The organism is Enterobacter cloacae complex sp. IR5384, from assembly GCF_049237265.1.
GTDB classification, from domain to species: domain Bacteria; phylum Pseudomonadota; class Gammaproteobacteria; order Enterobacterales; family Enterobacteriaceae; genus Enterobacter; species Enterobacter cloacae.
Window position 1 is genome coordinate 1 of sequence record NZ_JBMKHJ010000023.1, and the last position, 24825, is coordinate 24825.

The following is a 24825-nucleotide window of genomic DNA, read 5'->3' on the forward strand; positions in this document are numbered from 1 at the left end:
TCAGAGTCAAGCGTTTAATTTGCTTTTCTCTGCTGACCCGGCGGCGTGTGTGCCGTTGTTCCGTGTCAGTGGAGGCGCATTATAGGGAGTTATTCTGAAGTGACAAGCACAAAATACAAAAAACTTTTCGTTCGCTCACTTTTCAAACTCCGCGCTTAAATACGCCGCGATTCGGGTGATAAATGCGCGATTTCCCGGGCAAAACTGCTCACCTGCGTCCAGTCGGTATAAACCACTTCTTTACGCGTATCGGTTTCACCGCCGGTCATTTTCATAATCAGCCGAATCATAAAGCGGTCATACCAGCGATAGCGGGGATAACGCAGCGCCCCTGCAAAGACGGCACACACGTCTGGCTGCCACGGCGAATTCAGCAAAAACTTGCGCGTGTAGCTGTTGGTCTGCGGTGTACGCTTTTCAGGTTTGCGGGCCACCAGATTGACCGAGTAGAACGCCCCGGGCAGCTTATTGAGCGCTGCCGTATGCTTTTTCACAAAGCGATCCAGCGCAGGATGGAAATGCCCGTAACGGATAGACGCCCCAATCACCACGCGGTCGTAATCCTGCCAGGCGATTTGCTCCGTACGGTTCAGGTTCACCACATCAGAGTAAATGCCCAGCTCTTGTAGTTCAGAAGCCAGATAAGAGGCAATCTCACGCGTTTGCCCGTCTCGCGTAGAGAATAGAATAAGTGTTTTCACCGACGACTCCTTACTCGCGCCAGAATGTTGGGGTGAACAGCACCAGCAGCGTAAAGACCTCAAGACGCCCAAACAGCATATTGGCGATTAGGATCCATTTCGCGACCGGGTTCATACTGGCAAAGTTATCCGCCACGACCCCCAGTCCAGGCCCGAGGTTATTAAGTGTTGCCACAACGGACGCAAAGGCAGAGAAATCATCCACCCCCGTCGCGATGATTGCCAGCATACTGACGATGAAGACCAGGGCATACGCCGAGAAGAATCCCCACACCGCTTCGAGAATACGTTCCGGCAGGGCACGGTTGCCCAGCTTGATGCTATAGACTGCATTCGGATGAACCAGGCGTTTTAATTCACGGTTCCCCTGCTTGAAGAGCAGCAGAATACGAATCACCTTCAGGCCACCGCCCGTCGACCCTGCGCAACCACCAATAAATGCCGAGCACAGCAGCAGCACAGGCAGGAACAGCGGCCAGCGCGCAATGCTGTCCGTGGTAAAACCTGCGGTTGTCGCCATCGACACCACCTGGAAAAATGCCTGGTTTAGCGTGGTCAACGCCGAGTTATAGACATCGTGGAACCAAAGCACCAGCGTACAGATGACCACCAGCGTGAGCTGGACGCCAATAAACATACGGAACTCCGGGTCGCGCCAGTACACCTTCAGGCTACGTCCGCTGAGTAATGAGAAGTGTAGACCGTAGTTACAGCCGGAGATCAGCAGGAAAATAGCAATAATGGTGTTGATCGTTGGACTATCAAAGTAGCCCACGCTGGCATCGTGGGTAGAGAACCCGCCGATGGCGATTGTCGCGAAGCTGTGCCCGATGGCATCGAACGCGGGCATACCGGCAAACCACAGCGCCAGCGCACAGGCAACGGTCAGTAAAACATAAATCAACCACAGGGTCTTCGCCGTCTCGGCAATACGCGGGCGCATCTTGTTATCCTTCAGTGGCCCCGGCATTTCTGCCCTGTACAGCTGCATGCCCCCGACGCCCAGGATAGGAAGAATGGCCACCGCCAGAACAATGATCCCCATACCACCGAACCATTGCAGCATCTGGCGATAAAAGAGAATGGCGTGGGGTAACGAATCCAGCCCAACCAGCGTAGTCGCGCCGGTAGTCGTTAAGCCGGAGAAGGATTCAAAAAAGGCATCCGTGATGCTCAGATTGGGCTGTTCAGAGAAGATAAAGGGCAGCGAACCGACGCTTCCCAGCACCGTCCAGAACAGCACCACAATCAGAAACCCTTCACGTGATTTCAGCTCACCTTTCTGACGACGGTTTGGCCACCACAGCAGTGAGCCAATCGCCAGCGCAACAAAGAAGGTCTGGGTAAATGCCCGCCCCGCGCCGTCCCGGTAGATAAGCGCCACCAGTCCTGGGAGAATCATTGTCCCGGAAAAAAGTATGACCAGCAGTCCAACGATTCGGGTTATGGCACGAAAATGCATCTCTGCCGCTTCCTTTGGTATTCAAAAAGTGAGGTGGGGATTATTCTTCAATCGGCAGCAATTGCAACGAACCGCGACTAAAATCCGCCAGTTTTGCCGAAAAAGCAGCCTGTTCAGCCTGAGGAAGCGCCACGCGCAATTGCACCATTGCCTGGTAATCACTGTGTGCAATCACACCGTTAAACTGTTTAAGCAGCGCTTCGACACCCGATAGCTGGGCGTAGTCGCACAACAAAGTATATTCGGTGAGTGGCGTTTTGCGGGTGGTGACCAACATATTAAGCGCCTGCTGTACGCCCCCGCCATACGCTTTCACCAGCCCACCGGTACCTAATAGAATGCCGCCGTAGTAGCGAACAACCACGGCGGTGATTTCACCCACGCCACTGCCCATGAGCTGGGAAAGCATAGGTTTGCCGGCAGTACCCGCCGGTTCACCGTCATCAGAAAAACCCAGCTGCTGCGAATCGTCTGGCGGCCCGGCGACCCACGCCACGCAGTGGTGACGGGCGTCGGGATGCGCAGCGCGGACAGACTCAACAAACGCCTTTGCCGCCTCTACGCCATCGGTGTGTGCCAGCAGCGTAATAAAGCGGCTTTTCTTGATTTCTTCAACAAAGGTGACCGGCTCAGCCGGTATCAGCCAGCTTTCCATCAGGCCAGCTTCAGGTCTCGCGTCATATTCTCGATACCGTTCTCATGAATCACGACGTTATCTTCGATACGAATACCGCCAAACGGCTTCAGCGCGTCAATTTTTTCCCAGTTGAAGTGCTTGCTGAACTGACCTTCGCGCCATGGCGCTAACAGCGATTCGATAAAGTAGATACCCGGCTCGATGGTCAGCACCATGCGCGGCTCAAGGATACGCGTGCAGCGCAGGTAAGGATATTTAGACGGCGCGGCGAGGTGCGTGCCGGTATCATCCTGCATAAAGCCCGCAACATCATGAACCTGCAGACCCAGCGGGTGGCCGATACCGTGCGGCATAAAGGGTCCGGTCAGATCGTTTTCGACCATCGCCTCTTCGCTCATGTCTTTCACAATCTGGTGTTTACGCAGCAGTTTAGCGATGCGCTGATGGAACTGGATATGGTAATCCACATAGCTGCTTCCGGCTTTCATGGTGCTGATAAGCGCCAGTTGCTCATCGTTGACGTCTTTAATCAGATGCGCAAAATCGGTATCCGCATTGGCCGCCCAGGTACGGGTCAGGTCAGCCGCGTAGCCGTTGTACTCTGCGCCTGCGTCCAGCAGAAAGCTGCGCATCTCAGACGGCACATGGTGATCCAGTTTGGTGTAATGCAGCACAGAGGCATGCTCATTCAGGGCGACGATATTGCTGTAAGGCACGTCGGTGTCACGGTGACCGGTCGCGGTGAGGTACGCCTGATTGATATCGAACTCGCTCATACCGGACTGGAAGGCTTCATGCGCTGCACGGTGACCATTCACCGCCGTTTTTTGCGCTTCACGCATGCAGTAAAGTTCGTAGTCGGTTTTATACGCGCGGTAATAGTGCAGGAAATCCAGCACCCCTTTCGGGTTGAGTTTGTCTGCCGGGATATCCAGACCCAGCGCACGCTCCGGGACCGGGCCAATGTAGGCAATATTTCCACGCGCGGCAGGCAACTGGCTGCCAATACCATCGGCTTTTGGTAAAGCCATGACGTCCACTTCTTCTGTCCAGAAGCTGGTCGGCAGCGGCTCAACGTTGTGCCAGTAATCCACAGGCAGATAGAACCACAGTTTCGGCTTGTTCACGCCATCCACCAGCAACCAGCAATTTGGCACCTGTGTTACCGGCACCCAGGCTTTAAACTGCGGGTTAACCTTAAACGGATACGCATGGTCATCCAGGAAGGTATTCATCAGCTCGCCCGAGTGGATTAACAGCGCATCCAGCTTAAAGCGGGCAAGTACATCACGGGTACGTTCCTGTAGGGTAACGATATGATTTTTATAAAGCGAAGCCAGTGAGTCCATCATTCTTCCTTTCGTTTTTTTGACCTCAAGTCCTCGCATCTTAGCACACCTGTCTCCGGCTGCGTGATTTCCACCGACCGTGATCAATGCAGCAATTTCTTAATGAGTAATTTGCATTTTATTAACATAAATCCCACACTCCGACTCATCTGGTATGACCAGATCCACTTGCTGGATTCAGGAGACTGACATGCTCTACAAAGGCGACACCCTGTACCTCAACTGGCTGGAAGATGGCATTGCCGAACTGGTGTTCGATGCCCCCGGCTCAGTCAACAAGCTCGATACCGCGACGGTGGCCAGTCTTGGCCAGGCGCTGGATGTACTTGAAAAGCAAACTGATTTAAAGGGGCTGCTGCTGCGCTCGAACAAAGCGGCCTTTATTGTTGGTGCCGATATCACCGAATTTCTTTCACTGTTCCTGGTGCCTGAAGAACAGCTGAGCCAGTGGCTGCACTTTGCCAACAGCGTCTTTAATCGTCTGGAAGATCTGCCTGTCCCGACCCTTTCCGCCGTTAACGGCTACGCGCTGGGCGGCGGCTGCGAATGCGTGCTGGCCACCGACTACCGTCTCGCCACGCCGGATCTGCGCATCGGCCTGCCGGAAACCAAACTGGGCATTATGCCGGGCTTTGGCGGCTCCGTACGTATGCCGCGCATGCTGGGTGCCGACAGCGCGCTGGAAATTATTGCCGCAGGTAAAGATGTTGGCGCAGAGCAGGCGCAAAAAATCGGCCTGGTTGATGGCGTCGTGAAGCCAGAAAAACTGATTGAAGGCTCCCTCGCCATTCTGCGTCAGGCCATTAACGGCGATCTCGACTGGAAGGCCAAACGCCAGCCGAAACTGGAGCCGTTAAAGCTCAGCAAGATTGAAGCAGCCATGAGTTTCACCATCGCCAAGGGCATGGTGATGCAGACGGCGGGTAAACACTACCCGGCGCCGATCACGGCGGTGAAAACCATCGAAGCCGCAGCCCGCTTTGGCCGTGACGAAGCCCTGAAACTCGAAAACCAGAGCTTTGTCCCGCTGGCACATACCAATGAAGCCCGCGCGCTGGTGGGTATCTTCCTCAACGATCAGTTCGTGAAAGGCAAAGCAAAACAGCTGACGAAAAACGTTGAGACGCCAAAACATGCGGCGGTACTTGGCGCTGGCATTATGGGCGGTGGCATCGCTTACCAGTCCGCCTGGAAGGGCGTGCCGGTGGTGATGAAAGACATCAGCGAGAAATCCCTGACGCTGGGGATGACCGAAGCGGCCAAGCTGCTCAATAAACAGCTGGAACGCGGCAAAATTGACGGTCTGAAACTCTCAGGCGTGATCTCTACTATCCAGCCCGTACTGGAATACACCGGTTTTGACCGCGTCGATGTGGTGGTTGAGGCCGTGGTAGAGAACCCGAAAGTGAAGAAAGCGGTGCTGGCCGAAACGGAAGAGAAAGTGCGTCCGGAGACCGTACTGGCCTCTAACACCTCGACGATTCCGATTAGCGAGCTGGCAAGCGTCCTGAAGCGCCCGGAAAACTTCTGCGGAATGCATTTCTTCAACCCGGTGCACCGCATGCCACTGGTCGAAGTGATCCGCGGCGAAAAAACCTCTGACGACACCATCGCAAAAGTGGTGGCGTGGGCCAGCAAGATGGGCAAAACCCCGATAGTGGTCAACGACTGCCCGGGCTTCTTCGTCAACCGCGTACTGTTCCCTTACTTCGCTGGTTTCAGCCAACTGCTGCGCGACGGCGCGGACTTCCGCAAAGTCGACAAAGTGATGGAAAAACGGTTCGGCTGGCCGATGGGGCCGGCGTATCTGCTGGATGTGGTTGGCATTGATACCGCGCATCACGCGCAAGCGGTTATGGCGGCGGGCTTCCCACAGCGCATGCAGAAAGATTATCGCGATGCGATTGACGCCCTGTTTGACGCCAACCGCTTTGGTCAGAAAAACGGTCTGGGCTTCTGGCGCTATAAAGAAGACAGCAAAGGCAAACCGAAGAAAGAAGAAGATCCGGCGGTGGATAGCCTGCTGGCCGGGGTTAGCCAGCCAAAACGTGACTTCACGGACGATGAAATCATCGCCCGGATGATGATTCCGATGATCAACGAAGTGGTGCGTTGCCTGGAAGAAGGCATTATCGCCAGTCCGGCAGAAGCCGATATGGCGCTGGTCTATGGCCTGGGCTTCCCTCCGTTCCACGGCGGCGCGTTCCGCTGGCTGGATACGCTCGGCAGCGCCCGCTATCTCGATATGGTGCAGCAGTATCAGCACCTCGGCCCGCTGTATGACGTGCCGGAAGGGCTGCGTAATAAAGCGCGCCATAACGAATCCTATTACCCAGCAGTTGAGCCAGCCCGTCCGGTTGGCGAGCTGAAAACGGCTTAAGGAGTCACAATGGAAAAGGTTGTCATTGTTGATGCGATTCGCACCCCGATGGGCCGTTCAAAAGGCGGCGCATTCCGTAACGTGCGTGCAGAGGATCTCTCAGCGCACCTGATGCGTAGCCTGCTGGCGCGTAATCCGGCGCTGGACCCGGCTGCGCTCGACGATATCTACTGGGGCTGTGTGCAACAGACGCTTGAGCAGGGCTTCAACATCGCCCGCAATGCTTCGCTGCTGGCGGAGATCCCACATTCGGTGCCGGCAGTTACCGTCAACCGTCTGTGCGGCTCCTCAATGCAGGCACTGCATGATGCGGCGCGTATGATCATGACCGGTGACGCGCAGGCCTGCCTGGTCGGCGGCGTGGAGCACATGGGCCATGTGCCAATGAGCCACGGGGTCGATTTCCACCCGGGCATGAGCCGTAACGTGGCGAAAGCCGCAGGAATGATGGGCCTGACCGCTGAAATGCTGTCCCGCCTGCACGGAATTAGCCGTGAAATGCAGGATACCTTCGCCGCGCGTTCTCATGCTCGTGCATGGGCCGCTACGCAATCCGGCGCGTTTAAGAATGAGATCATCCCGACCGGCGGCCATGATGCTGATGGCGTTCTGAAGCAGTTCAGCTACGACGAAGTGATCCGCCCGGAAACCACCGTTGAAGCGCTATCCACCCTGCGCCCGGCGTTTGACCCGGTCACCGGTACGGTCACGGCAGGTACCTCGTCGGCGCTGTCTGACGGAGCGGCCGCGATGCTGGTAATGAGCGAAAGCCGCGCCCGCGAGCTGGGGTTAACGCCTCGCGCCCGGGTGCGCTCAATGGCGGTGGTAGGCTGCGATCCTTCTATCATGGGTTACGGCCCGGTTCCGGCCTCGAAGCTGGCGCTGAAGAAAGCGGGATTGACCACCAGTGATATCGACGTGTTCGAGATGAACGAAGCCTTCGCCGCGCAGATCCTGCCGTGCATTAAAGATCTGGGGTTGATGGAGCAGATCGACGAGAAAATTAACCTCAACGGCGGCGCGATCGCCCTCGGTCACCCGCTGGGCTGCTCCGGGGCGCGTATCAGCACAACGCTGATTAACCTGATGGAACGCAAAGACGCGCAGTTTGGTCTGGCAACGATGTGTATTGGCCTGGGTCAGGGTATCGCGACGGTGTTTGAGAGAGTGTAAGTAAGGAAAAGTATCTCAAAGCCAATGCCGTCAGAACAAGGCGGCAAGCGAGCGAATCCCGATGAGCTTACATTAGTAAGTGATTCGGGTGAACGAGCGCAGCCAACGCAGTTATGGCGTCATTGGCGAAGAGAGACAGTTTAGTTGCCGTTCTTCCCGCCTGTCAGGGGCGGGTTTTTTATTTAGATAAACGCAAAAGCATCGCCAAACAGACGATCTTCACGCGCATCTCGTTCGTTACAGAACAGGTCACGGGCAATTTTCGCCATCTCAAAGCGGCCAGCGATATAGATATCGTGCCCTGCCAGCGTGCCATGATCCTGCAGTACCGCCGTCAGCACTGTGCCGCTACGCCCACGCCAGCCCTCTTCCGGCTGCTCAACCACCGGTTCAACACGCAGGTTGGGATGGTTAACGCTCAGCGCTTCAAGCTCAGAGAGATCGTAGAGATGTTTCTCTTCGCGGCCACCCCAGTAGATAGTGATATCACGGTTCGGGTTACGCGCCAGGGCCGTCAACAGAATAGAGCGCACGTAGGAGAAGCCTGTACCACCGGCAATCAGGATCAGCGGACGGTCTTCATCGTCACGCAGCCATGCATCACCGTGGGGAATATCCACCACGATCTCGCGCTCTTTAAGAATGCGGTCCATGACGGCCATTGCATACAGGTTAAGCTCTGACGCACCAATATGAAGCTCAATAAATTCCTGCTCCGCTGGCGTTGAGGCCATAGAGAAAGGACGCTTATCACGTTCATCCATCACGACCATCAGGTACTGACCAGCACGGAAAGAGAATGCCGCTTCAGGCACTAAACGGACGCGATATACGGTGTCGGTGATAGCATCTACCGAGGTCACTTTACAGCATAAGGTTGTCATTCGCTCTCTCTGTCGGGAAGTCTATAGGGCTTAACGGTCAGCCTGCGGTTTACCGTTATTCATTATGGCCAGTTCGTCCCAGATCGCGTCAATTCGCGCGGTCACAGCAGGATCTTTCTTGATCGGGCGACCCCATTCACGGTCGGTTTCGCCAGGCCATTTATTTGTGGCATCCAGTCCCATTTTTGAGCCAAGACCGGAGACCGGCGAGGCAAAATCCAGATAATCTATCGGCGTGTTTTCCACTAACACCGTATCGCGCGCCGGATCCATTCGCGTGGTAATGGCCCAGATAACATCATTCCAGTCGCGGGCGTTAACGTCATCATCGCAGACAATCACAAATTTGGTATACATAAACTGGCGCAGGAAAGACCATACGCCCATCATCACGCGTTTAGCGTGACCAGGATACTGCTTCTTCATTGTGACCACCGCCAGGCGATACGAGCATCCTTCCGGCGGCAGATAGAAATCAACAATTTCCGGGAACTGCTTTTGCAGGATCGGCACAAACACTTCATTCAGCGCCACGCCCAGTACTGCAGGTTCATCCGGTGGACGTCCGGTATAGGTGGAGTGATAAATCGCATCTTCACGCTGGGTAATGTGCGTGACGGTAAACACCGGGAAGTTATCCACTTCGTTATAATAGCCCGTGTGGTCACCGTACGGGCCTTCGGGTGCCAGCTCGCCCTGTTCAATGTAACCTTCCAGGACAATCTCTGCACTCGCGGGCACTTCGAGGTCGTTAGAGATACACTTCACGACTTCCGTTTTGGTGCCACGCAGCAGTCCTGCAAAGGCATATTCAGAGAGTGTATCCGGCACTGGCGTTACCGCGCCCAGAATGGTGGCGGGGTCGGCACCTAACGCAACAGAGACCGGAAAACGCTCGCCCGGGTGTGCAGCGCACCACTCCTGGAAATCCAGCGCGCCGCCGCGATGCGACAGCCAGCGCATGATGAGCTTATTCTTGCCAATCAGCTGCTGGCGGTAAATACCCAGATTTTGACGCTCTTTATGCGGCCCGCGTGTGACGGTGAGCCCCCACGTAATGAGTGGCGCGGCATCTTCAGGCCAGCACTGCATGATCGGGATTTTGGTCAGATCTACCGCATCCCCTTCCAGCACTTTCTGCTGGCACGGCGCGCCACGCAGACGTTTGGTTGGCATGTTCAGCACCTGCTTAAACTGCGGCAGCTTGTCGAACAGATCGCGGAAGCCTTTCGGTGGCTCCGGCTCTTTCAGAAACGCCAGCAATTTACCCACTTCACGTAACGCTGTGACGTCCTCCTGGCCCATGCCCAACGCCACACGGCGAGGGGTTCCAAACAGGTTGCACAGCACCGGCATTGAATAACCCTTCGGGTTTTCAAACAGAAGCGCCGGGCCACCGGCACGCAGGGTGCGGTCAGCAATTTCTGTCATTTCCAGATAAGGATCGACAGGAAGCGTAATGCGTTTGAGTTCGCCCTGCTTTTCCAGCAGCGTCAGGAAGTCGCGGAGATCGTGGTATTTCATGCAGTTAATCATGGCCTCTCTGTAAGCGCTTCATTATACGGCGTAAGCCTGCGTGATGCTGTAATTTTGTTAAATTAGCGTGAACTTCTGCATCCTGTTCCCTTTTCGGCCATTATAATCAACTTAGCGATCCCGCCAGGGTTTTGATATGCTTGCGCCCGAAACTAAGGGAAAGAGTGATTATGCAGGCCTGGTATTTACTGTATTGCAAACGCGGGCAACTTCAGCGCGCGCAGGAACATTTAGAACGTCAGTCTGTAAATTGCCTGACACCCGTGATCACGCTTGAAAAAATGCAGCGCGGGAAGCGCACAACCGTCAGTGAGCCGCTATTTCCGAACTATTTGTTCGTGGAATTCGACCCGGAAGTGATCCACACCACCACCATCAGCGCCACGCGCGGCGTTAGCCATTTTGTTCGTTTTGGTGCGCACCCGGCAACGGTGCCGTCGACGGTGATCCATCAGCTTTCGGTTTATCAACAACCTGAAGATATTACCGACCCGGAAACCCCGTACGCGGGAGACAGTGTCGTCATCACCGAAGGTGCCTTCGAAGGCCTGCAGGCGATTTTCGCCGAGCCGGACGGTGAAGCACGCTCCATGTTATTGCTCAATCTGCTTAATAAGCAGGTGCTACAGAGCGTGAAAAACACTGACTTCCGCAAAGTTTAAAAATCAATGCCAAACAGGCGACGCACGTTGTCATCCGTCTGCGCAGATAACCCGTGCGGATCCTCTCCGCGCCACTGCGCCACGCTCGTAACAATATGCCCCAGCCATGCCGGTTCGTTACGTCGCGATGCCGGTTTTGGTTTGATATCACGCGGCAATAAATAAGGCGCATCGGTTTCGAAGAGCAACCGGTCGGCCGGGATCACCGGCAACAGTTCGCGAAGTTCCAGCCCGCGGCGCTCATCGCACACCCAGCCGGTAATCCCCAAATAAAGCCCACGATCCAGACAGTCCAGCGCCTCCTGACGTGAACCGGTAAAACAGTGCAGCACCGCGCCTGGCAGTTTATCCAGCCAGGGATCCAGCAGCGCGAGGAAGCGCTCATGCGCGTCGCGACAGTGCATAAACACCGGCATTTCAAGCTCGGCCGCCAGGGCGAGTTGCGCCGTGAATGCTTTTTCCTGTTCGGCAGGGGTGGAAAAATTGCGGTTGAAATCGAGCCCACATTCCCCGATAGCCACCACTTCGGGGGTTTTCGCCAGCCTGTGAATGATATCAGCGCTCTCCGACGTCCACTGGCTGCTGTCATGAGGATGCACGCCCGCGGTAGACCAGCAACGGTCGTAGCGTTGGGCCAGCTGTTGCGCCTGCTCGCTTTCATGCAGGTTGGTGCCTGTCAGCAGCAGACCTTTTACGCCGGCGGCAAACGCGCGCGCCACGACGTCGTCGCGATCTTTGGCAAACTGTGAACTGGTCAGGTTAAGTCCAATATCAAACATGCAATTCCCCATATGACAACCGCCCTGACGGGCGGCTGGTTTTACTCTTCAGTGCTCTTTTCAGAGACGTCGTCTTCGTCCTCTGATCGACGCCCTTTCCCCACATAGAAACGTGAGAAGAAGACGCCTACCTCAAACAGACAGTACATCGGTATGGCCAGCAGCGTTTGCGAGAAGACATCGGGCGGCGTCAGCAGCATGCCGACCACAAATGCGCCGACCAGAATATACGGACGCTTTTTACGCAGGTCTTCTGGTGTGGTTACACCCACCCAGCAAAGCAGCACAATCGCAACCGGCACTTCGAACGCCACGCCGAATGCCATAAACAGCGCCATCACAAAGCTGAGGTAGCTGGCAATATCGGTCGACACCTGTACCCCTTCCGGCGCGGTATGCGTCAGGAAGCCAAAGGCCAGCGGGAAGACCACGAAATAGGCAAACGCCATGCCGATATAGAACAACAGCGAGCTGGAGACCAGCAGTGGGATCACCAGTTTGCGTTCATGCTTATACAGCGCTGGCGCCACAAACGCCCAGATCTGATACAGCAGGATGGGTGCAGAAGCGATCAACGATACCCAGAACGTGAGCTTAATGGGCGTAAAGAACGGCGAAGCAACGTCCGTCGCGATCATCGTTGCGCCCAGCGGCATCTGCTTTATCAGCGGCGCGGAGACAACCTGGTAGATGTCATTGGCGAAATAAACCAGGCATAAGAAAATAACGAAAACCGCAATAATGCAGTTTAACAGGCGCTTACGCAGCTCTATGAGGTGCGTAATGAGCGGTTGAGTATCATCTACTGCCATGTTTACGCTTTATCACTCGACGAGGGGGATGATTCGGTAACAGGCGCGGCGGGCTTTGCTTCAGCCGCGTTGACCACAGGGTCTTCCGGCTGCGCCTGTTTTTTCAGTTCAGGTTCCTGCGGCGTATGTTCAGGCGCGGTGGCCTGATGCTCAGCGCTGGCAGGCGTTACGCCCTCGCGCTGCGCTTCACTATTTTTCACCACCGGGTTATGGATGGTGTTCGCTTCATCGCTCGCTTTTTCAGGATCGTTAACGCTGTAGGAGCGCTTCATGGATTCTGCCGCTTCGCGCAGTTCATCCATGGAGGCTTTCAGTTCCGGCGTCAGGTTATCCATGCTCGCCTTCTCAACCTTTTTCAGGCTTTCCTGAAACTCCTGCAGCTTAAGTTCCTGCGCCAGCTCGTTCTGTACGGTGGATGCCAGCGAACGAAGCGCACGCACCCACCCCACAACCGTTTTGACTGCAACGGGTAAACGCTGTGGCCCCAGCACGATGAGGCCAATCACAAAGACCAGCAGCAGCTCACTAAAACCAATGTCGAACACGACTTACACCTGCTCTTTATCGTGGCGTTTAGCGTCTTCCTTTTTGGCATCTTCTTGCTTGTCGGAGATGGATTTAGCAGTAAAGTCAGCGTCCTGGCTGGTTTTATCCTGCTTGCTCTCATCATCGCTCATTGCTTTCTTGAAGCCTTTGATAGACGCGCCCAGATCGGAACCGATAGAACCGAGCTTTTTGGTGCCAAACAGCAGCACGACGATGACGGCAATAATGACTAATTGCCAGATACTGATACCACCCATACATATTCCTCAGAGATAGATGATTAATTAGTCAGACCGCATTATACGTATGCGACCTGGTGATAGCGATGCCTGTTCAGCGCGTCTTTCTCCAGCCAACGAACCAGACCACTATTCCGGCAGCCATTAGCCAGGCGGGCATCATCTGCCAGTCCGGACGGTTGATTAATAACAACGTACCACTGAGCAGCAGGGTTGCGCCAATGCCAAACAGATAGCGAGACTGGCCCTGGCGTACGCGGTTCGACTGAAGCTCGTGGGCGATTTTATCCATGCTGAGCTGAAGGTTCTTGCTCTGACGCAAACTGTCATACACCAGTTCAGGAAGTTCCGGCATTTTTTCAACCCAGAACGGGGCTTTCTCTTTGAAAGCTCGTACCAGAGCCGGAATGCCAACCTGATCCTTAATCCAGGATTCCAGGAACGGTTTCGCGGTCTTCCACAAGTCTAACTGAGGATAGAGCTGTCGACCTACACCTTCAACGTAAAGTAATGTTTTCTGAAGTAAAACAAGCTGTGGCTGCACTTCCATATTGAAGCGGCGAGCGGTGTTAAACAGATTCAGCAACACGTGACCGAACGAGATTTCCGCCAGCGGTTTTTCAAAAATCGGTTCACAGACGGTACGGATGGCAAACTCGAACTCTTCGACATTGGTGTCCGGCGGAACCCAACCTGAGTCAACGTGCAGTTCAGCCACTTTACGGTAGTCGCGATTAAAGAAGGCGATAAAATTCTCCGCCAGATAACGCTTATCTTCTTTATTGAGCGAGCCGACAATACCGCAATCAATGCCGATATATTGCGGGTCGTCCGGATGCTCATAGCTCACAAAGATATTGCCCGGATGCATGTCTGCGTGGAAAAAGCTGTCGCGGAAGACCTGAGTAAAGAAGACCTGTACGCCACGTTCGGCCAGCAGCTTCATGTTCGTTCCCTGTTTCTCCAGGGCCACGACATCCGAGACGGGAATACCGTAAATACGTTCCATGACCATCATGTTCTGGCTGCAGTAGTCAGAATAGACTTCAGGAACATACAGCATCGGGCTGTTTTCAAAATTGCGCCGTAGCTGAATGGCGTTTGCCGATTCGCGCAGCAGGTTTAGTTCATCGATCAGCGTTTTTTCATATTCCCGTACCACTTCCAGCGGGCGCAGGCGGCGTCCGTCAGGGAGCAGACGCGGAACCCAGCGCGCCAGACGATAGATAAGCTTCATGTCCGCTTTGATGATCGGCAGAATATCCGGGCGGATAACTTTGATCACGACTTCTTTGCCATTCTCTTTCAGACGCGCGGTATGCACCTGGGCAATAGAAGCAGAAGCCAGCGGCTGAATGTCGAAATCGTCGAACCAGGTCTCAACAGGAATATTGCCCATCGCCTCTTCGATCTGTTTTTTCGCGCGCACGCCGTCAAACGGGGCCACGCGATCCTGCAGCAGTGCCAGCTGATCGGCAATCTGGGGCGGGAAAAGATCGCGACGGGTCGAGAGCATTTGGCCGAATTTAATCCATACCGGGCCCAGCTCCTGTAGCGCCAGACGCAGGCGTTCACCCAGCGGCTGTCCTTTGTGGCGATTAGGCATCCAGAACAACATCCGCCGCCAGATACGAAGCGGCAGCGTGATACGCATTTTGGGGATAAGCTCGTCGAGCCCGTAACTCAAAAAGGTGTGGACGATAAAATAGAGGCGCCGAATTTCACCAGGCGTCATTTGCCCTCCAGTTTTTCCAGCCGTTTGGTTAACGCATCAACCGCACGTTCAACAGCCGCAGTCTCTTCCGCGAACCAGGCCACTTCCAGCGGTCCAGGGGCCATACGCCACTCTTCGGTCAGCACCTCTGCCGCATAGCGCTGCTGACGTTGCAAGCTTTTACGCAGGAAGGCGGTACCACCATGCAGGGCTTTGCCGATCCCTTCCGCTGCAATGTCGCCAATAAACGGGGCAAGCAGTTCCGCCGGGTCGAACTCGGCTAAATCGCTGAGCGCAACGAAATTTTGTACAACCTGAATGTCGCCTTCCACTTCCAGCTCACCGCTTCGGATCAGCGCCGTCAGCTGCTGGCGGTCACGCAGTTTTGGCAGCACGCTCATGCGCGTGATGACAGAGCAGTCGGCGTCTCCTTCCCACTCCCCCAGAACATCAAGCTGGCGTTCGCTGAAGACCAGCACAAGCGGCGTCGAGAACTCTTTTAAAACGATCCGCAATACCTTCCCGTTAAGTCGCTGCCGCGCGGCTTTTAGCGCTGGCGCACGATAGAGAAAGGCATTCAGTACATTCTCGATGCCTGCGGTGACTAAGGGTTTAAAGGGCACAGGACACCTCCACTCAGAACTTATAACCGCGATGCAGTGCGACGACACCCGCCGTCATGTTGAAATACTCAACGTTTTCAAACGCCGCATCCTGCATCATGGCCTTCAGGGTGTCCTGATCCGGGTGCATGCGAATGGATTCCGCCAGATAGCGGTAGCTTTCTGCGTCGTTTGCCACCAGTTCGCCAATACGCGGCAGAACATGGAATGAATAGGCGTCGTAGGCTTTGCTCAGTGGCTCGATAATCGGTTTGGAGAACTCAAGCACCAGCAGACGTCCGCCCGGCTTCAGCACGCGATACATTGAGCGCAGCGCTTTTTCTTTATCGGTGACGTTACGCAGGCCAAAAGAGATAGTGATGCAGTCAAAGGTATTGTCCGGGAACGGCAGCGCCTCGGCGTTTGCCTGCACATATTCCACATTCCCCACCACGCCGATGTTACGCAGCTTCTCACGCCCCATTTTCAGCATGGAGTCGTTAATATCAGCCAGAACAACACGCCCGGTTTCACCCACCAGACGGGAGAATTTCGCGGTCAAATCGCCCGTGCCGCCGGCAAGGTCCAGTACCATTTGTCCACGACGCACACCACTACAGTCAATGGTGAAGCGCTTCCACAAGCGATGAATGCCGAATGACATCAAGTCATTCATCACATCGTACTTCGCCGCCACGGAATGAAATACGTGGGCCACCATGTCAGCTTTCTGCGCTTTGGCGACAGTCTGAAAGCCAAAGTGCGTTGTGTCTTGTGAATCGTCAACCATCTCAGAGCCTGCTTATCAGTAAAATGTTCGTGAAGTGTAACAGATTGGGCGCGTTTGCCCTACGTTTCAACCACCACGTAAGAAACGCGCCAGATGCGGGTCTGGCGATAACTCTGCCGCTAACTCGTTGTCTTCACTGTCTCTCTTTTGTCCATCAGCGCCTTCGCGCAGGCGAAACTCTTCGTCCTGTACCGTGGCTTGCTCAACCAGTTCCGGATTAATCTCGCGTTTAACCTCCACCCCCAGGCCGCGGAAGGCTTCAGCTTGCGCCAGCAGATTACCCCGCCCGGAGGCGAGTTTTTTCATCGCCTGGCGGTAGTTATCCTGCGCGCGGTCCAGGCTTTGCCCGACCGAGGACATATCATCCACAAAGAGGCGCATTTTGTCGTACAGCTTGCTGGCGCGATCGGCAATCTGCTGCGCGTTGCGGCTCTGATGTTCATAGCGCCACAGGTTGGCAATGGTGCGTAACGCCACCAGCAGCGTGGTGGGGCTGACCAGCATAATGTTGTTTTTCAGCGCTTCAGTTATCAGTTCCGGCTGTCTGTCGAGTGCCAGCAGAAACGCAGGCTCTACCGGGATAAACATCAGAACATAGTCAAGAGAGCGCAAACCCGGCAACTGCTGATAGTCTTTTCTGCCCAGCAGACGAATATGGTTCCGCACGGAGGCAATGTGCTCCTGCAACGCCGATTCGCGGGTGTAGTCATCCTCCGCGTTAAAGTAACGCTCATAGGCCACCAGCGTCATTTTGGCATCAATCACCACATCTTTACCCTGCGGCAGACGCACGATGACATCTGGCTGCATTCGCGAGCGGGCATCGTTTTCTATGCTGACCTGGGTTTCGTATTCATACCCTTCGCGCAGTCCAGAGGCTTCCAGCACCCGCGTGAGGACGACTTCACCCCAGTTACCCTGCGTTTTGTTATCCCCTTTCAGGGCGCGGGTCAGGTTGACCGCTTCCTGCGCCATTTGTGCATTCAACTGCTGCAGATTACGAATTTCGTGTGCCAGGGTGTGCCGCTCGCGGGCCTCCTGACCAAAGCTGTCCTGCACCTGACGACGGAAACCGTCCAGTTGCTCACGCAGAGGCGTCAGGAGACTGTTCAGACTCTGGCGGTTTTGTTCGTCAACGCGGCGGTTGCTGTGCTCAAAAATGCGGTTCGCGAGATTCTCAAACTGTTCGCTGAGGCGCTGCTCGCTGTTCATCATCTGGCGGATTTTGTCTTCCGCATGCAGCTGAGTGGATTCCAGGCGGGTCGTGACTTCACGGAGATCGGCTTCCAGTGAGGTGTTGATATCACGCAGATTGCGCAGTTCGTTGTTGAGTAACTCGCACTCGTCTCGCCAGTGTTCACTCAGCGCAAGTTGCTGTTTTGTCGCGCTTAACTCGGCGACTATCTCTTCACGCTCTGCCAGCTGATCGGCCTTTTGCTGCGCGTGCTGATAGCTGGAAATCAGCCAGCCTATCGCCACGCCCGCGAGCGCAATCACCGCGTAAATCAGAATTGAGAGATCCACAATGCCCCCTGCATCAACGTATTACCGCACAAAATAAGATTGTGCTGTATAAACGTCCAGTTTGAAAGGGTTTTCCTGCGAGGCGCTACGCAAAAAATAAAGGCCGAACGTGTCGGCCTTTGATGTCAGAAGAGAGGATTAGATCAGACGACGGGCCGCTTCAACCACGATTTTTACCGCATGACTTTCGGTTTGTTTCATGGTTTCGGCGTTCGGGATTTCCTGCTGGGTACGGTTGACGATTACCCCCGCCACCATACCGGCACGCAGACCCTGGCTTGCGCACATGGTCAGCAGCGTTGCAGATTCCATTTCATAGTTCATCACGCCCATAGACTGCCACTCTTCCATAGAGCCTTTAAAACGGCTCACCACACGGCCAGAGAAGGTGTCGTAACGCTCCTGACCCGGGTAGAAGGTGTCCGACGAGGCGGTTACGCCCACGTGCGTGGTTGCGCCAACGGATTTCGCTGCTTCAACCAGCGCCGTCGTACATTCAAAATCGGCAACCGCCGGGAATTCCATTGGTGCAAAGTGCAGACTCGCCCCATCCAGACGCACGGACGCGGTAGTCACCAATACATCACCCACGTTGATATGCGGCTGGATCGCACCGGTCGTCCCGATACGCAGGAACGTCCGGATGCCCAGCTGCGCCAGTTCTTCAACGGCAATGGAGGTAGACGGGCCACCGATACCGGTAGAGCACACAATCACGGCCTTACCATCCAGTTCTGCACGCCAGGTGGTGAATTCACGATGGGCTGCCAGCTTAACCGGCTTATCCATCAGCGCGGCGATCTTTTCCACACGCTCAGGATCGCCCGGGACGATAGCGAGCGTAGCCCCTTGTAAATCGTTTTTGGTGAGGCCGAGATGAAAAACATCAGACTTAGACATAGGTGACTCCTCTGTGGGTCGGTTAGTCAGAAGAAGTAAAACGGTACTTTACAGAAGCGATACGCATAATTTCGTGACACATCTCACCATGAATGAAAATGATTGCAGTAGATTTCCATAAAAAAGTGATTTACATCACATTAACAAGTTATATCGTGGTGTGCTGCACAAAAGATAGACCGTTTAAGGCACTGTGGGTTGTTAACCTGGTGTCTATATTTACCTTTGCGCTAACTCATTGGTACGGAGAATGCCATGACTGAAAAAACCGGTTTTGCACCTGCTGCGGCTCCGCATGCCTCAACCATCGTCTCAACGCCTGAAGACGCCATTACGGCGGGAGAGACCTCCATTCCCTCGCAGGGGGAAAATATGCCTGCTTACCACGCGCGACCAGCATCGGCAGACGGTCCGCTGCCGATCGTGATTGTGGTTCAGGAAATTTTCGGCGTTCATGAACATATTCGCGACCTCTGCCGCCGACTGGCGCTGGAAGGTTACCTGGCCGTTGCGCCAGAGCTCTATTTCCGTCAGGGCGATCCGAACGACTACAGCGATATCCCAACGCTTTTGAGCAATCTGGTCAGTAAAGTGCCGGATGCACAGGTGTTGGCCGATCTGGATCATGTTGCCAACTGGGCGGCGCGTAACGGCGGTGATGCGCATCGACTGATGATAACGGGGTTCTGCTGGGGCGGACGCATTAGCTGGCTGTATGCCGCGCACAATCCGCAGCTGAAAGCTGCTGTGGCCTGGTACGGTAAACTGGTGGGCGAAAAAACGCTGAACTCGCCAAAACATCCGGTTGATATCGCCACAGACTTAAATGCCCCGGTGCTGGGACTGTACGGTGGTCAGGACACGGGTATTCCGCTCGACACGGTAGAGACCATGCGCCATGCGCTACGCGCGGCGAATGCAAAGGCAGACATTGTCGTGTACCCGGATGCCGGACACGCGTTTAATGCCGATTATCGTCCGAGCTATCACGCGGAATCAGCCAAAGATGGCTGGCAGCGGATGCTGGCGTGGTTTAGCCAGTACGGCGGCAAGAAAGCGTAAACATAAAAGCCCGGTGGCGGCGATGCCTTACCGGGCTACATAATGGGATCGACTCTGTCTTAACCCTGACGCAAATTCTGCGCCGCTTTCACCATATTCGCCAGCGCCGCGCGGGTTTCAGGCCAGCCGCGGGTTTTCAGACCGCAGTCCGGGTTCACCCACAGGCGCTCTGCCGGAATGCGTTGGGCGGCTTTCTTCAGCAGGGCTTCGATCCACTCCACGCTCGGCACGTTCGGGGAGTGAATGTCATATACGCCCGGCCCGATTTCGTTCGGGTAATCGAACTCTTCGAACGACTCCAGCAGTTCCATATCTGAACGCGAGGTCTCGATGGTGATCACGTCGGCATCCAGTGCGGCAATGGAATCCATGATGTCGTTAAATTCGCAGTAACACATGTGGGTGTGGATCTGGGTGTCGTCCTTCGCCACTGCGGCATTGATGCGGAACGCTTCCACACCCCACTGCAGGTAGGCGTCCCAGTCGCTGCGACGCAGCGGTAATCCCTCGCGCAGGGCCGGTTCGTCAATCTGGATGATGCCAATGCCCGCCGCTTCCAGATCCGCCACTTCATCGCGCAGCGCCAGCGCAATTTGCTTCGCGATGGTTTCACGGGTCACGTCCTCACGCGGGAAGGACCAGCAAAGAATGGTCACCGGACCGGTCAACATGCCTTTTACCGGCTTGTCGGTCAGGGACTGGGCATATTTAGCCCATTCGACGGTGATCGGGTGCGGACGGCTGACGTCTCCGATCACCACCGGTGGTTTTACACAGCGGGAACCATAGCTCTGTACCCAGCCGTTTTGGGTAAAGACGAAACCATCCAGATGCTCACCGAAGTACTCCACCATGTCGTTACGCTCTGCCTCCCCGTGAACCAGCACGTCCAGGCCTAAGCGCTCCTGCTCCACAATCGCCTGTTTGATATGTTCCGCGATGCCGGTGCGGTAGTTGGCCGCATCTAGGTTGCCCTTTTTGAAGTCCAGGCGCAGGCCGCGGATCTCGGTAGTTTGCGGGAAGGAACCGATGGTGGTGGTTGGCCACGCAGGCAACTTGAAACGGGCGCGCTGGGCTTCTGCACGCACTTCATACGGGCTTTGACGCTGGCTGTCCTGCGCGGTGATAGCCGCCAGACGTTTTTCCACCGCCGGGTTGTGAACGCGAGACGAATGACGACGGGCCTGAATCGGAGCGCTCCATTCGGTAATCGCCGCCGTGTCGCCGCTGTTCAGGGCGTCACGCAGCAGAGCCAGTTCTTCACATTTCTGCAAGGCAAAGGCAAACCAGCTTTTCACTTCCGCATCCAGGCGGGTTTCAACGCTGAGATCGATAGGGCTGTGCAGCAGTGAACACGAAGAGGCCACCCATAGCTCACGTTTGCCGACGATGTCTTTAATCTGAGCATATTTTTCTGTCAAATCGGCGCGCCAGACGTTACGACCGTTTACCAGCCCGGCAGAGAGCAGCCACTCCGCTGGCAGGCGCTTGTGCAGTTCTGCAACATCATCTTTTCCATGCACCAGGTCAACGTGCAGGCCCTGCACTGGCAATTTGGTGATGGTGCCGAGGTTCGGCGTCACACCTTCAAAGTAGGTGGTAAGCAGCAGCTTCACCTGCCCGGTCAGTGCATCGTAAGCCGGTTTGAAGGCATCGAGCCACGCTTGCGGCAGCTCGAGCACCAGCGCCGGTTCGTCGATTTGCACCCACTGAATACCGCGTTTGCCCAGCTCAATCAGCACCTGTTTGTAGACCGGCAGGATATCCTTCAGCAGGCTCAGACGATCGAACGGCTCGCCTTTGACTTTTCCTAACCACAGGTAGGTCACTGGCCCCAGCAGCACCGGTTTCACCTGGTGCCCCAGCGCCAGCGCTTCGTCCACTTCATCCAGCAACTGGGTCCAGGTCAGTTTGAACTGCTGACCTTTAACAAACTCCGGCACCATATAGTGATAGTTGGTGTTAAACCACTTGGTCATTTCCGCCGCTGCCGCTGGCTCACCGGTTGGCGCACGGCCACGGCCGATGCGGAACAGCGTGTCGATATCTACCGATCCATCGTTGTTCTGATGACGAGCCGGGACATTGCCAAGCAGCAGGCTGGTCGTCAGAACATGGTCGTACCAGGCGAAATCGCCCACCGGCAGCAGGTCTACGCCCGCCTGTTTTTGCTGCTCCCAGTGGCGGGCACGCAGTTCGCGGCCCACTGCCAGCAGTTCTTCACGCGTGGTGTTTCCTGCCCAGTAGCTTTCTTGTGCTTTTTTTAGCTCGCGACGCAGGCCAACGCGAGGGAAACCGAGAGTGTGATTGCGGATTGTCATGTCATGCCCCTTGTGAAATTCGTTATTTAGACGTCCAGATGTTTACACATCTATAATTGGCAGGTACTGTATATTCCTCAAGCGCAAAATGTTCATGGCGAAGTGAAGGACTTTCATGATCGAGATAAAACACCTGAAAACGCTACAAGCGTTGCGAAACTGCGGTTCTCTCGCGGCGGCGGCGGCCTCACTGCACCAGACTCAGTCCGCCCTTTCTCACCAGTTCAGCGATCTGGAACAACGTCTCGGCTTTCGTCTTTTTGTGCGTAAGAGCCAGCCGCTGCGCTTTACCCCCCAGGGCGAGATCCTCCTGCAGCTGGCAAATCAGGTGCTGCCGCAGATTGCCAGCGCGCTTCAGTCCTGCAATGAGCCGCAGCAAACTAAATTGCGTATCGCCATTGAGTGCCACAGCTGTATTCAGTGGCTGACCCCCGCGCTTGAGAACTTCCGCCAGAAGTGGCCGCAGGTAGAAATGGACTTTACCTCCGGCGTGACGTTTGACCCGCAGCCGTCACTCCAGCAGGGCGAGCTGGATCTGGTGATGACGTCAGACATTCTGCCGCGTAGCGGTCTGCATTATTCGCCAATGTTCGATTATGAGGTGCGTCTGGTGCTGGCACCGGATCATCCGCTGGCCAGCAAGACGCGTATCACCCCGGAAGACCTGGCGACTGAAACGCTGCTGATATACCCGGTGCAGCGCAGTCGCCTGGATATCTGGCGCCATTTCCTGCAGCCGGCGGGCATCAGCCCACAGCTGAAAAGCGTGGATAATACGTTGCTGTTGATTCAGATGGTTGCCGCCAGAATGGGCATCGCGGCGCTGCCGCACTGGGTGGTAGAGAGTTTTGAACGCCAGGGCCTGGTGGTCACCAAAACCCTGGGAGAAGGGCTGTGGAGCCGGCTGTACGCCGCCGTGCGCGATGGCGAGCAGCGTCAGCCGATCACGGAAGCGTTTATTCGCTCAACGCGGAACCACGCGTGCGACCATCTTCCGTTTGTGCGGAGCGCGGAGCGACCCAACGGCGATGTACCCACAGCGAAGCCAGGATCACCGCTCCCCCAATAAGGAAACTCGGCCAATGGGGCTGTTGCTGCCAGATAGCAAGGTTTACCAGTAGCCCCGCGGGCACGTGCACGTTGTTCATGATGCCCAGCGTACCGGCGTCTACCTGAGTTGCGCCGTAGTTCCACATGAAATACCCCAGCCCCGAGGCCACCACACCCAGCCAGACCAGAATGCCCCACTGCACGGTGGTGGTAGGTAATTTTTGCGGGTTACCCAACATAAACCAGGCCGCGACCGCGACCGCCGCCGCCCCCATATAGAACCAGGCAAACGCGTTGTGCTGTGGCATCGGGCGGGTTTCCATCAGGCGCTTGTAGCCCACCATACCAATAGCGAAGCTGATGTTTGCTAACTGCACGAACATCAGGCCGGTCCAGAAGTGATCGCTCACTTTATCGTAGCGAATAATCGCCGCGCCAATCACCGCCAGCGCTGCGCTCAACAGATAGCCCCAACGCAGACGACGCCTGCTGAGCAGGTCGTAAATCAGCGTGATATAGAGCGGCGTCAGCACCGTAAAGAGCAGGAACTCCGAGACGGACAAGTAGATATACGCCCGAAAGCTAAACAGATACATGATGCCGAGCTGCATCGCCCCCACCAGCATATACAGCAAAACGGTTTGCAGGGATTGTCCGCGCGTACGCAAAAAGGGCAGGAACACCAGCGCCGCCAGCCCCACGCGCATCAGCACCGAGAAATAGCTGTCGACCGATCCGGCAAGGTATTCGCCAATCAGACTAAAGGAGAAGGCCCACAGGATAGTGGTGATAATGAGTAGCGCCACAATGCTTGTCTCTCAGAAAGAAGGAGAGGCATTGTAGCGAACTCTTTAGTTGACAACTGAGCAATAAACAACCAAATGAAGATTATTCAAGGAACAGCTTGCGCAGATATTTTGGTACCGCATTGTCTGCGTTGGTGCCGATCACTTCCAGCTCCGGGTGCAGGTCTTTCAGGCGCTGGTGCGCGTTCTGCATGATGCAGCCTTTACCCGCCATCGAGAGCATCTCAGCATCGTTCATGCCATCACCAAAGGCGATACAGTCTTTCAGCTCAAAGCCCATGCGTTTGGCCACCGCTTCCAGAGCGTGCCCCTTGGAAACGCCACCCGCCATCACTTCCAGGCAGGTCAGCGTGGAGAAGCTTACGTTGACGCGATCGCCCCAACGGGCGTTGATCGCCTGCTCCAGCGGCAGCAGTTCTTCGTGACTTTCGCAGGTAAAGAAGACTTTGCTGATCCCTTCCGGCTCGAGCAGACCTGGCTCATACAGGGAGTAGTTAAACACCGCTTCTTTGAAGAAGCGCATCTCTTCCGGGCGGTGGCGGTTCATGAACCAGTCATCGTCGCGGTAAACGTTCGTGACGATAGCCGGATTATTGTGCACCACACCGAACAGATCGGCGGCAATATCGCGATCCAGGTTGTGGGTAAAGATCAGATTGCCATCGGTGTCGTGAACACGCGCACCGTTGGAGGTGATCATGTACGATTTAATCTCAAGATTATCGCGGATCTGCCCCACATCCACGTGGTGGCGCCCGGTGGCAAACACAAAGTGCACGCCACGGGCAGTCAGCAGCTTTAAGGTCTCTTTCGCGTACGGCGACAGGGTGTGGTCGGGGGAAAGCAGCGTGCCATCTAAATCAGATGCAACAACCTGGTACATAGGAAAATTTAAC

23 protein-coding genes are annotated in these 24825 nt (G+C 55.4%); 5 read left to right on the top strand and 18 right to left on the bottom strand.

Annotated features, from left to right (window positions below; translation table 11 throughout):
* Window positions 1-155: 155 nt before the first annotated feature.
* The 4 genes from hemG to pepQ are packed head-to-tail and all read right to left on the bottom strand — an operon-like array spanning window position 156 to window position 4149.
* Entirely contained in the window at window positions 156-701 is a 546-nt protein-coding gene (gene hemG / locus ACOTX3_RS17260) for a menaquinone-dependent protoporphyrinogen IX dehydrogenase (protein WP_048972348.1), read from the bottom strand.
* Between the two features lie 10 nt (window positions 702-711).
* On the bottom strand, window positions 712-2163 hold the full coding sequence (gene trkH, locus ACOTX3_RS17265) for a Trk system potassium transporter TrkH (protein WP_013099227.1): 1452 nt from the start codon (window positions 2161-2163) through the stop codon (window positions 712-714).
* Window positions 2164-2203: 40 nt separating this feature from the next.
* Entirely contained in the window at window positions 2204-2818 is a 615-nt protein-coding gene (locus tag ACOTX3_RS17270; protein WP_013099228.1) for an IMPACT family protein, read from the bottom strand.
* On the bottom strand, window positions 2818-4149 hold the full coding sequence (gene pepQ / locus ACOTX3_RS17275) for a Xaa-Pro dipeptidase (protein WP_058678762.1): 1332 nt from the start codon (window positions 4147-4149) through the stop codon (window positions 2818-2820). The genes ACOTX3_RS17270 and pepQ overlap by 1 nt, the downstream gene beginning before the upstream one ends.
* A 190-nt stretch (window positions 4150-4339) precedes the next feature.
* Here pepQ and fadB point away from each other — a divergent pair, with 190 nt between their 5' ends.
* A complete protein-coding gene (gene fadB / locus ACOTX3_RS17280; RefSeq protein ID WP_058678763.1) occupies window positions 4340-6529 on the top strand; it encodes a fatty acid oxidation complex subunit alpha FadB in 2190 nt (729 codons plus the stop codon).
* Between the two features lie 9 nt (window positions 6530-6538).
* Complete coding sequence (gene fadA, locus ACOTX3_RS17285) at window positions 6539-7702, top strand: acetyl-CoA C-acyltransferase FadA (protein ID WP_020688730.1); 1164 nt, start codon at window positions 6539-6541, stop codon at window positions 7700-7702.
* A 182-nt stretch (window positions 7703-7884) separates the two neighbouring features.
* On the opposite strand, the gene fre is transcribed toward fadA, so the two are convergent.
* Window positions 7885-8586, bottom strand: a complete 702-nt coding sequence (gene fre, locus ACOTX3_RS17290; RefSeq protein ID WP_421631626.1) for an NAD(P)H-flavin reductase — start codon at window positions 8584-8586, stop codon at window positions 7885-7887.
* Window positions 8587-8616: 30 nt separating this feature from the next.
* Entirely contained in the window at window positions 8617-10119 is a 1503-nt protein-coding gene (gene ubiD / locus ACOTX3_RS17295; protein ID WP_161496900.1) for a 4-hydroxy-3-polyprenylbenzoate decarboxylase, read from the bottom strand.
* Window positions 10120-10292: 173 nt separating this feature from the next.
* Here ubiD and rfaH point away from each other — a divergent pair, with 173 nt between their 5' ends.
* Window positions 10293-10784 (top strand): transcription/translation regulatory transformer protein RfaH, encoded by a 492-nt coding sequence (gene rfaH, locus ACOTX3_RS17300; protein WP_013099234.1) that lies wholly within the window; start codon window positions 10293-10295, stop codon window positions 10782-10784.
* On the opposite strand, the gene tatD is transcribed toward rfaH, so the two are convergent.
* The 9 genes from tatD to udp all read right to left on the bottom strand — a co-directional run bounded on the left by tatD (window position 10781) and on the right by udp (window position 18690).
* Entirely contained in the window at window positions 10781-11563 is a 783-nt protein-coding gene (gene tatD / locus ACOTX3_RS17305) for a 3'-5' ssDNA/RNA exonuclease TatD (protein WP_058678765.1), read from the bottom strand. The two genes, rfaH and tatD, sit on opposite strands and share 4 nt — an antisense overlap.
* A gap of 41 nt (window positions 11564-11604) precedes the next feature.
* Window positions 11605-12375, bottom strand: coding sequence for a Sec-independent protein translocase subunit TatC (gene tatC / locus ACOTX3_RS17310; RefSeq protein WP_013099236.1), 771 nt, complete (start codon window positions 12373-12375; stop codon window positions 11605-11607).
* Window positions 12376-12377: 2 nt separating this feature from the next.
* A complete protein-coding gene (tatB, locus tag ACOTX3_RS17315; RefSeq protein ID WP_023621768.1) occupies window positions 12378-12920 on the bottom strand; it encodes a Sec-independent protein translocase protein TatB in 543 nt (180 codons plus the stop codon).
* 3 nt (window positions 12921-12923) lie between these two features.
* The gene (gene tatA, locus ACOTX3_RS17320; protein ID WP_013099238.1) at window positions 12924-13178 is read right to left on the bottom strand and encodes a Sec-independent protein translocase subunit TatA; all 255 of its coding nucleotides are present in this window, start codon (window positions 13176-13178) and stop codon (window positions 12924-12926) included.
* Between the two features lie 76 nt (window positions 13179-13254).
* A complete protein-coding gene (ubiB, locus tag ACOTX3_RS17325; protein ID WP_020688734.1) occupies window positions 13255-14895 on the bottom strand; it encodes a ubiquinone biosynthesis regulatory protein kinase UbiB in 1641 nt (546 codons plus the stop codon).
* Complete coding sequence (ubiJ, locus tag ACOTX3_RS17330) at window positions 14892-15497, bottom strand: ubiquinone biosynthesis protein UbiJ (RefSeq protein WP_029883134.1); 606 nt, start codon at window positions 15495-15497, stop codon at window positions 14892-14894. The genes ubiB and ubiJ overlap by 4 nt, the downstream gene beginning before the upstream one ends.
* Before the next feature lie 13 nt (window positions 15498-15510).
* On the bottom strand, window positions 15511-16266 hold the full coding sequence (gene ubiE / locus ACOTX3_RS17335; protein ID WP_058678766.1) for a bifunctional demethylmenaquinone methyltransferase/2-methoxy-6-polyprenyl-1,4-benzoquinol methylase UbiE: 756 nt from the start codon (window positions 16264-16266) through the stop codon (window positions 15511-15513).
* A 66-nt stretch (window positions 16267-16332) separates the two neighbouring features.
* On the bottom strand, window positions 16333-17790 hold the full coding sequence (gene rmuC / locus ACOTX3_RS17340) for a DNA recombination protein RmuC (RefSeq protein WP_048972351.1): 1458 nt from the start codon (window positions 17788-17790) through the stop codon (window positions 16333-16335).
* A gap of 138 nt (window positions 17791-17928) precedes the next feature.
* Complete coding sequence (udp, locus tag ACOTX3_RS17345) at window positions 17929-18690, bottom strand: uridine phosphorylase (protein WP_003860792.1); 762 nt, start codon at window positions 18688-18690, stop codon at window positions 17929-17931.
* Between the two features lie 255 nt (window positions 18691-18945).
* On the opposite strand from udp, the gene ACOTX3_RS17350 reads away from it, so the two are divergent.
* Complete coding sequence (locus ACOTX3_RS17350; protein WP_013099243.1) at window positions 18946-19752, top strand: dienelactone hydrolase family protein; 807 nt, start codon at window positions 18946-18948, stop codon at window positions 19750-19752.
* 59 nt (window positions 19753-19811) lie between these two features.
* On the opposite strand, the gene metE is transcribed toward ACOTX3_RS17350, so the two are convergent.
* Complete coding sequence (gene metE / locus ACOTX3_RS17355; RefSeq protein ID WP_058678767.1) at window positions 19812-22073, bottom strand: 5-methyltetrahydropteroyltriglutamate--homocysteine S-methyltransferase; 2262 nt, start codon at window positions 22071-22073, stop codon at window positions 19812-19814.
* 115 nt (window positions 22074-22188) lie between these two features.
* On the opposite strand from metE, the gene metR reads away from it, so the two are divergent.
* The gene (gene metR, locus ACOTX3_RS17360; protein ID WP_013099245.1) at window positions 22189-23142 is read left to right on the top strand and encodes an HTH-type transcriptional regulator MetR; all 954 of its coding nucleotides are present in this window, start codon (window positions 22189-22191) and stop codon (window positions 23140-23142) included.
* On the opposite strand, the gene ACOTX3_RS17365 is transcribed toward metR, so the two are convergent.
* Together ACOTX3_RS17365 and yigL are read right to left on the bottom strand one after the other, a co-directional pair.
* Window positions 23030-23929 carry a carboxylate/amino acid/amine transporter gene (locus ACOTX3_RS17365; protein ID WP_058678768.1) on the bottom strand — a complete coding sequence of 300 codons (900 nt, stop codon included), beginning with the start codon at window positions 23927-23929 and terminating at the stop codon, window positions 23030-23032. The two genes, metR and ACOTX3_RS17365, sit on opposite strands and share 113 nt — an antisense overlap.
* An 82-nt stretch (window positions 23930-24011) precedes the next feature.
* Window positions 24012-24812 carry a sugar/pyridoxal phosphate phosphatase YigL gene (yigL, locus tag ACOTX3_RS17370; protein WP_013099247.1) on the bottom strand — a complete coding sequence of 267 codons (801 nt, stop codon included), beginning with the start codon at window positions 24810-24812 and terminating at the stop codon, window positions 24012-24014.
* Window positions 24813-24825: the final 13 nt, after the last annotated feature.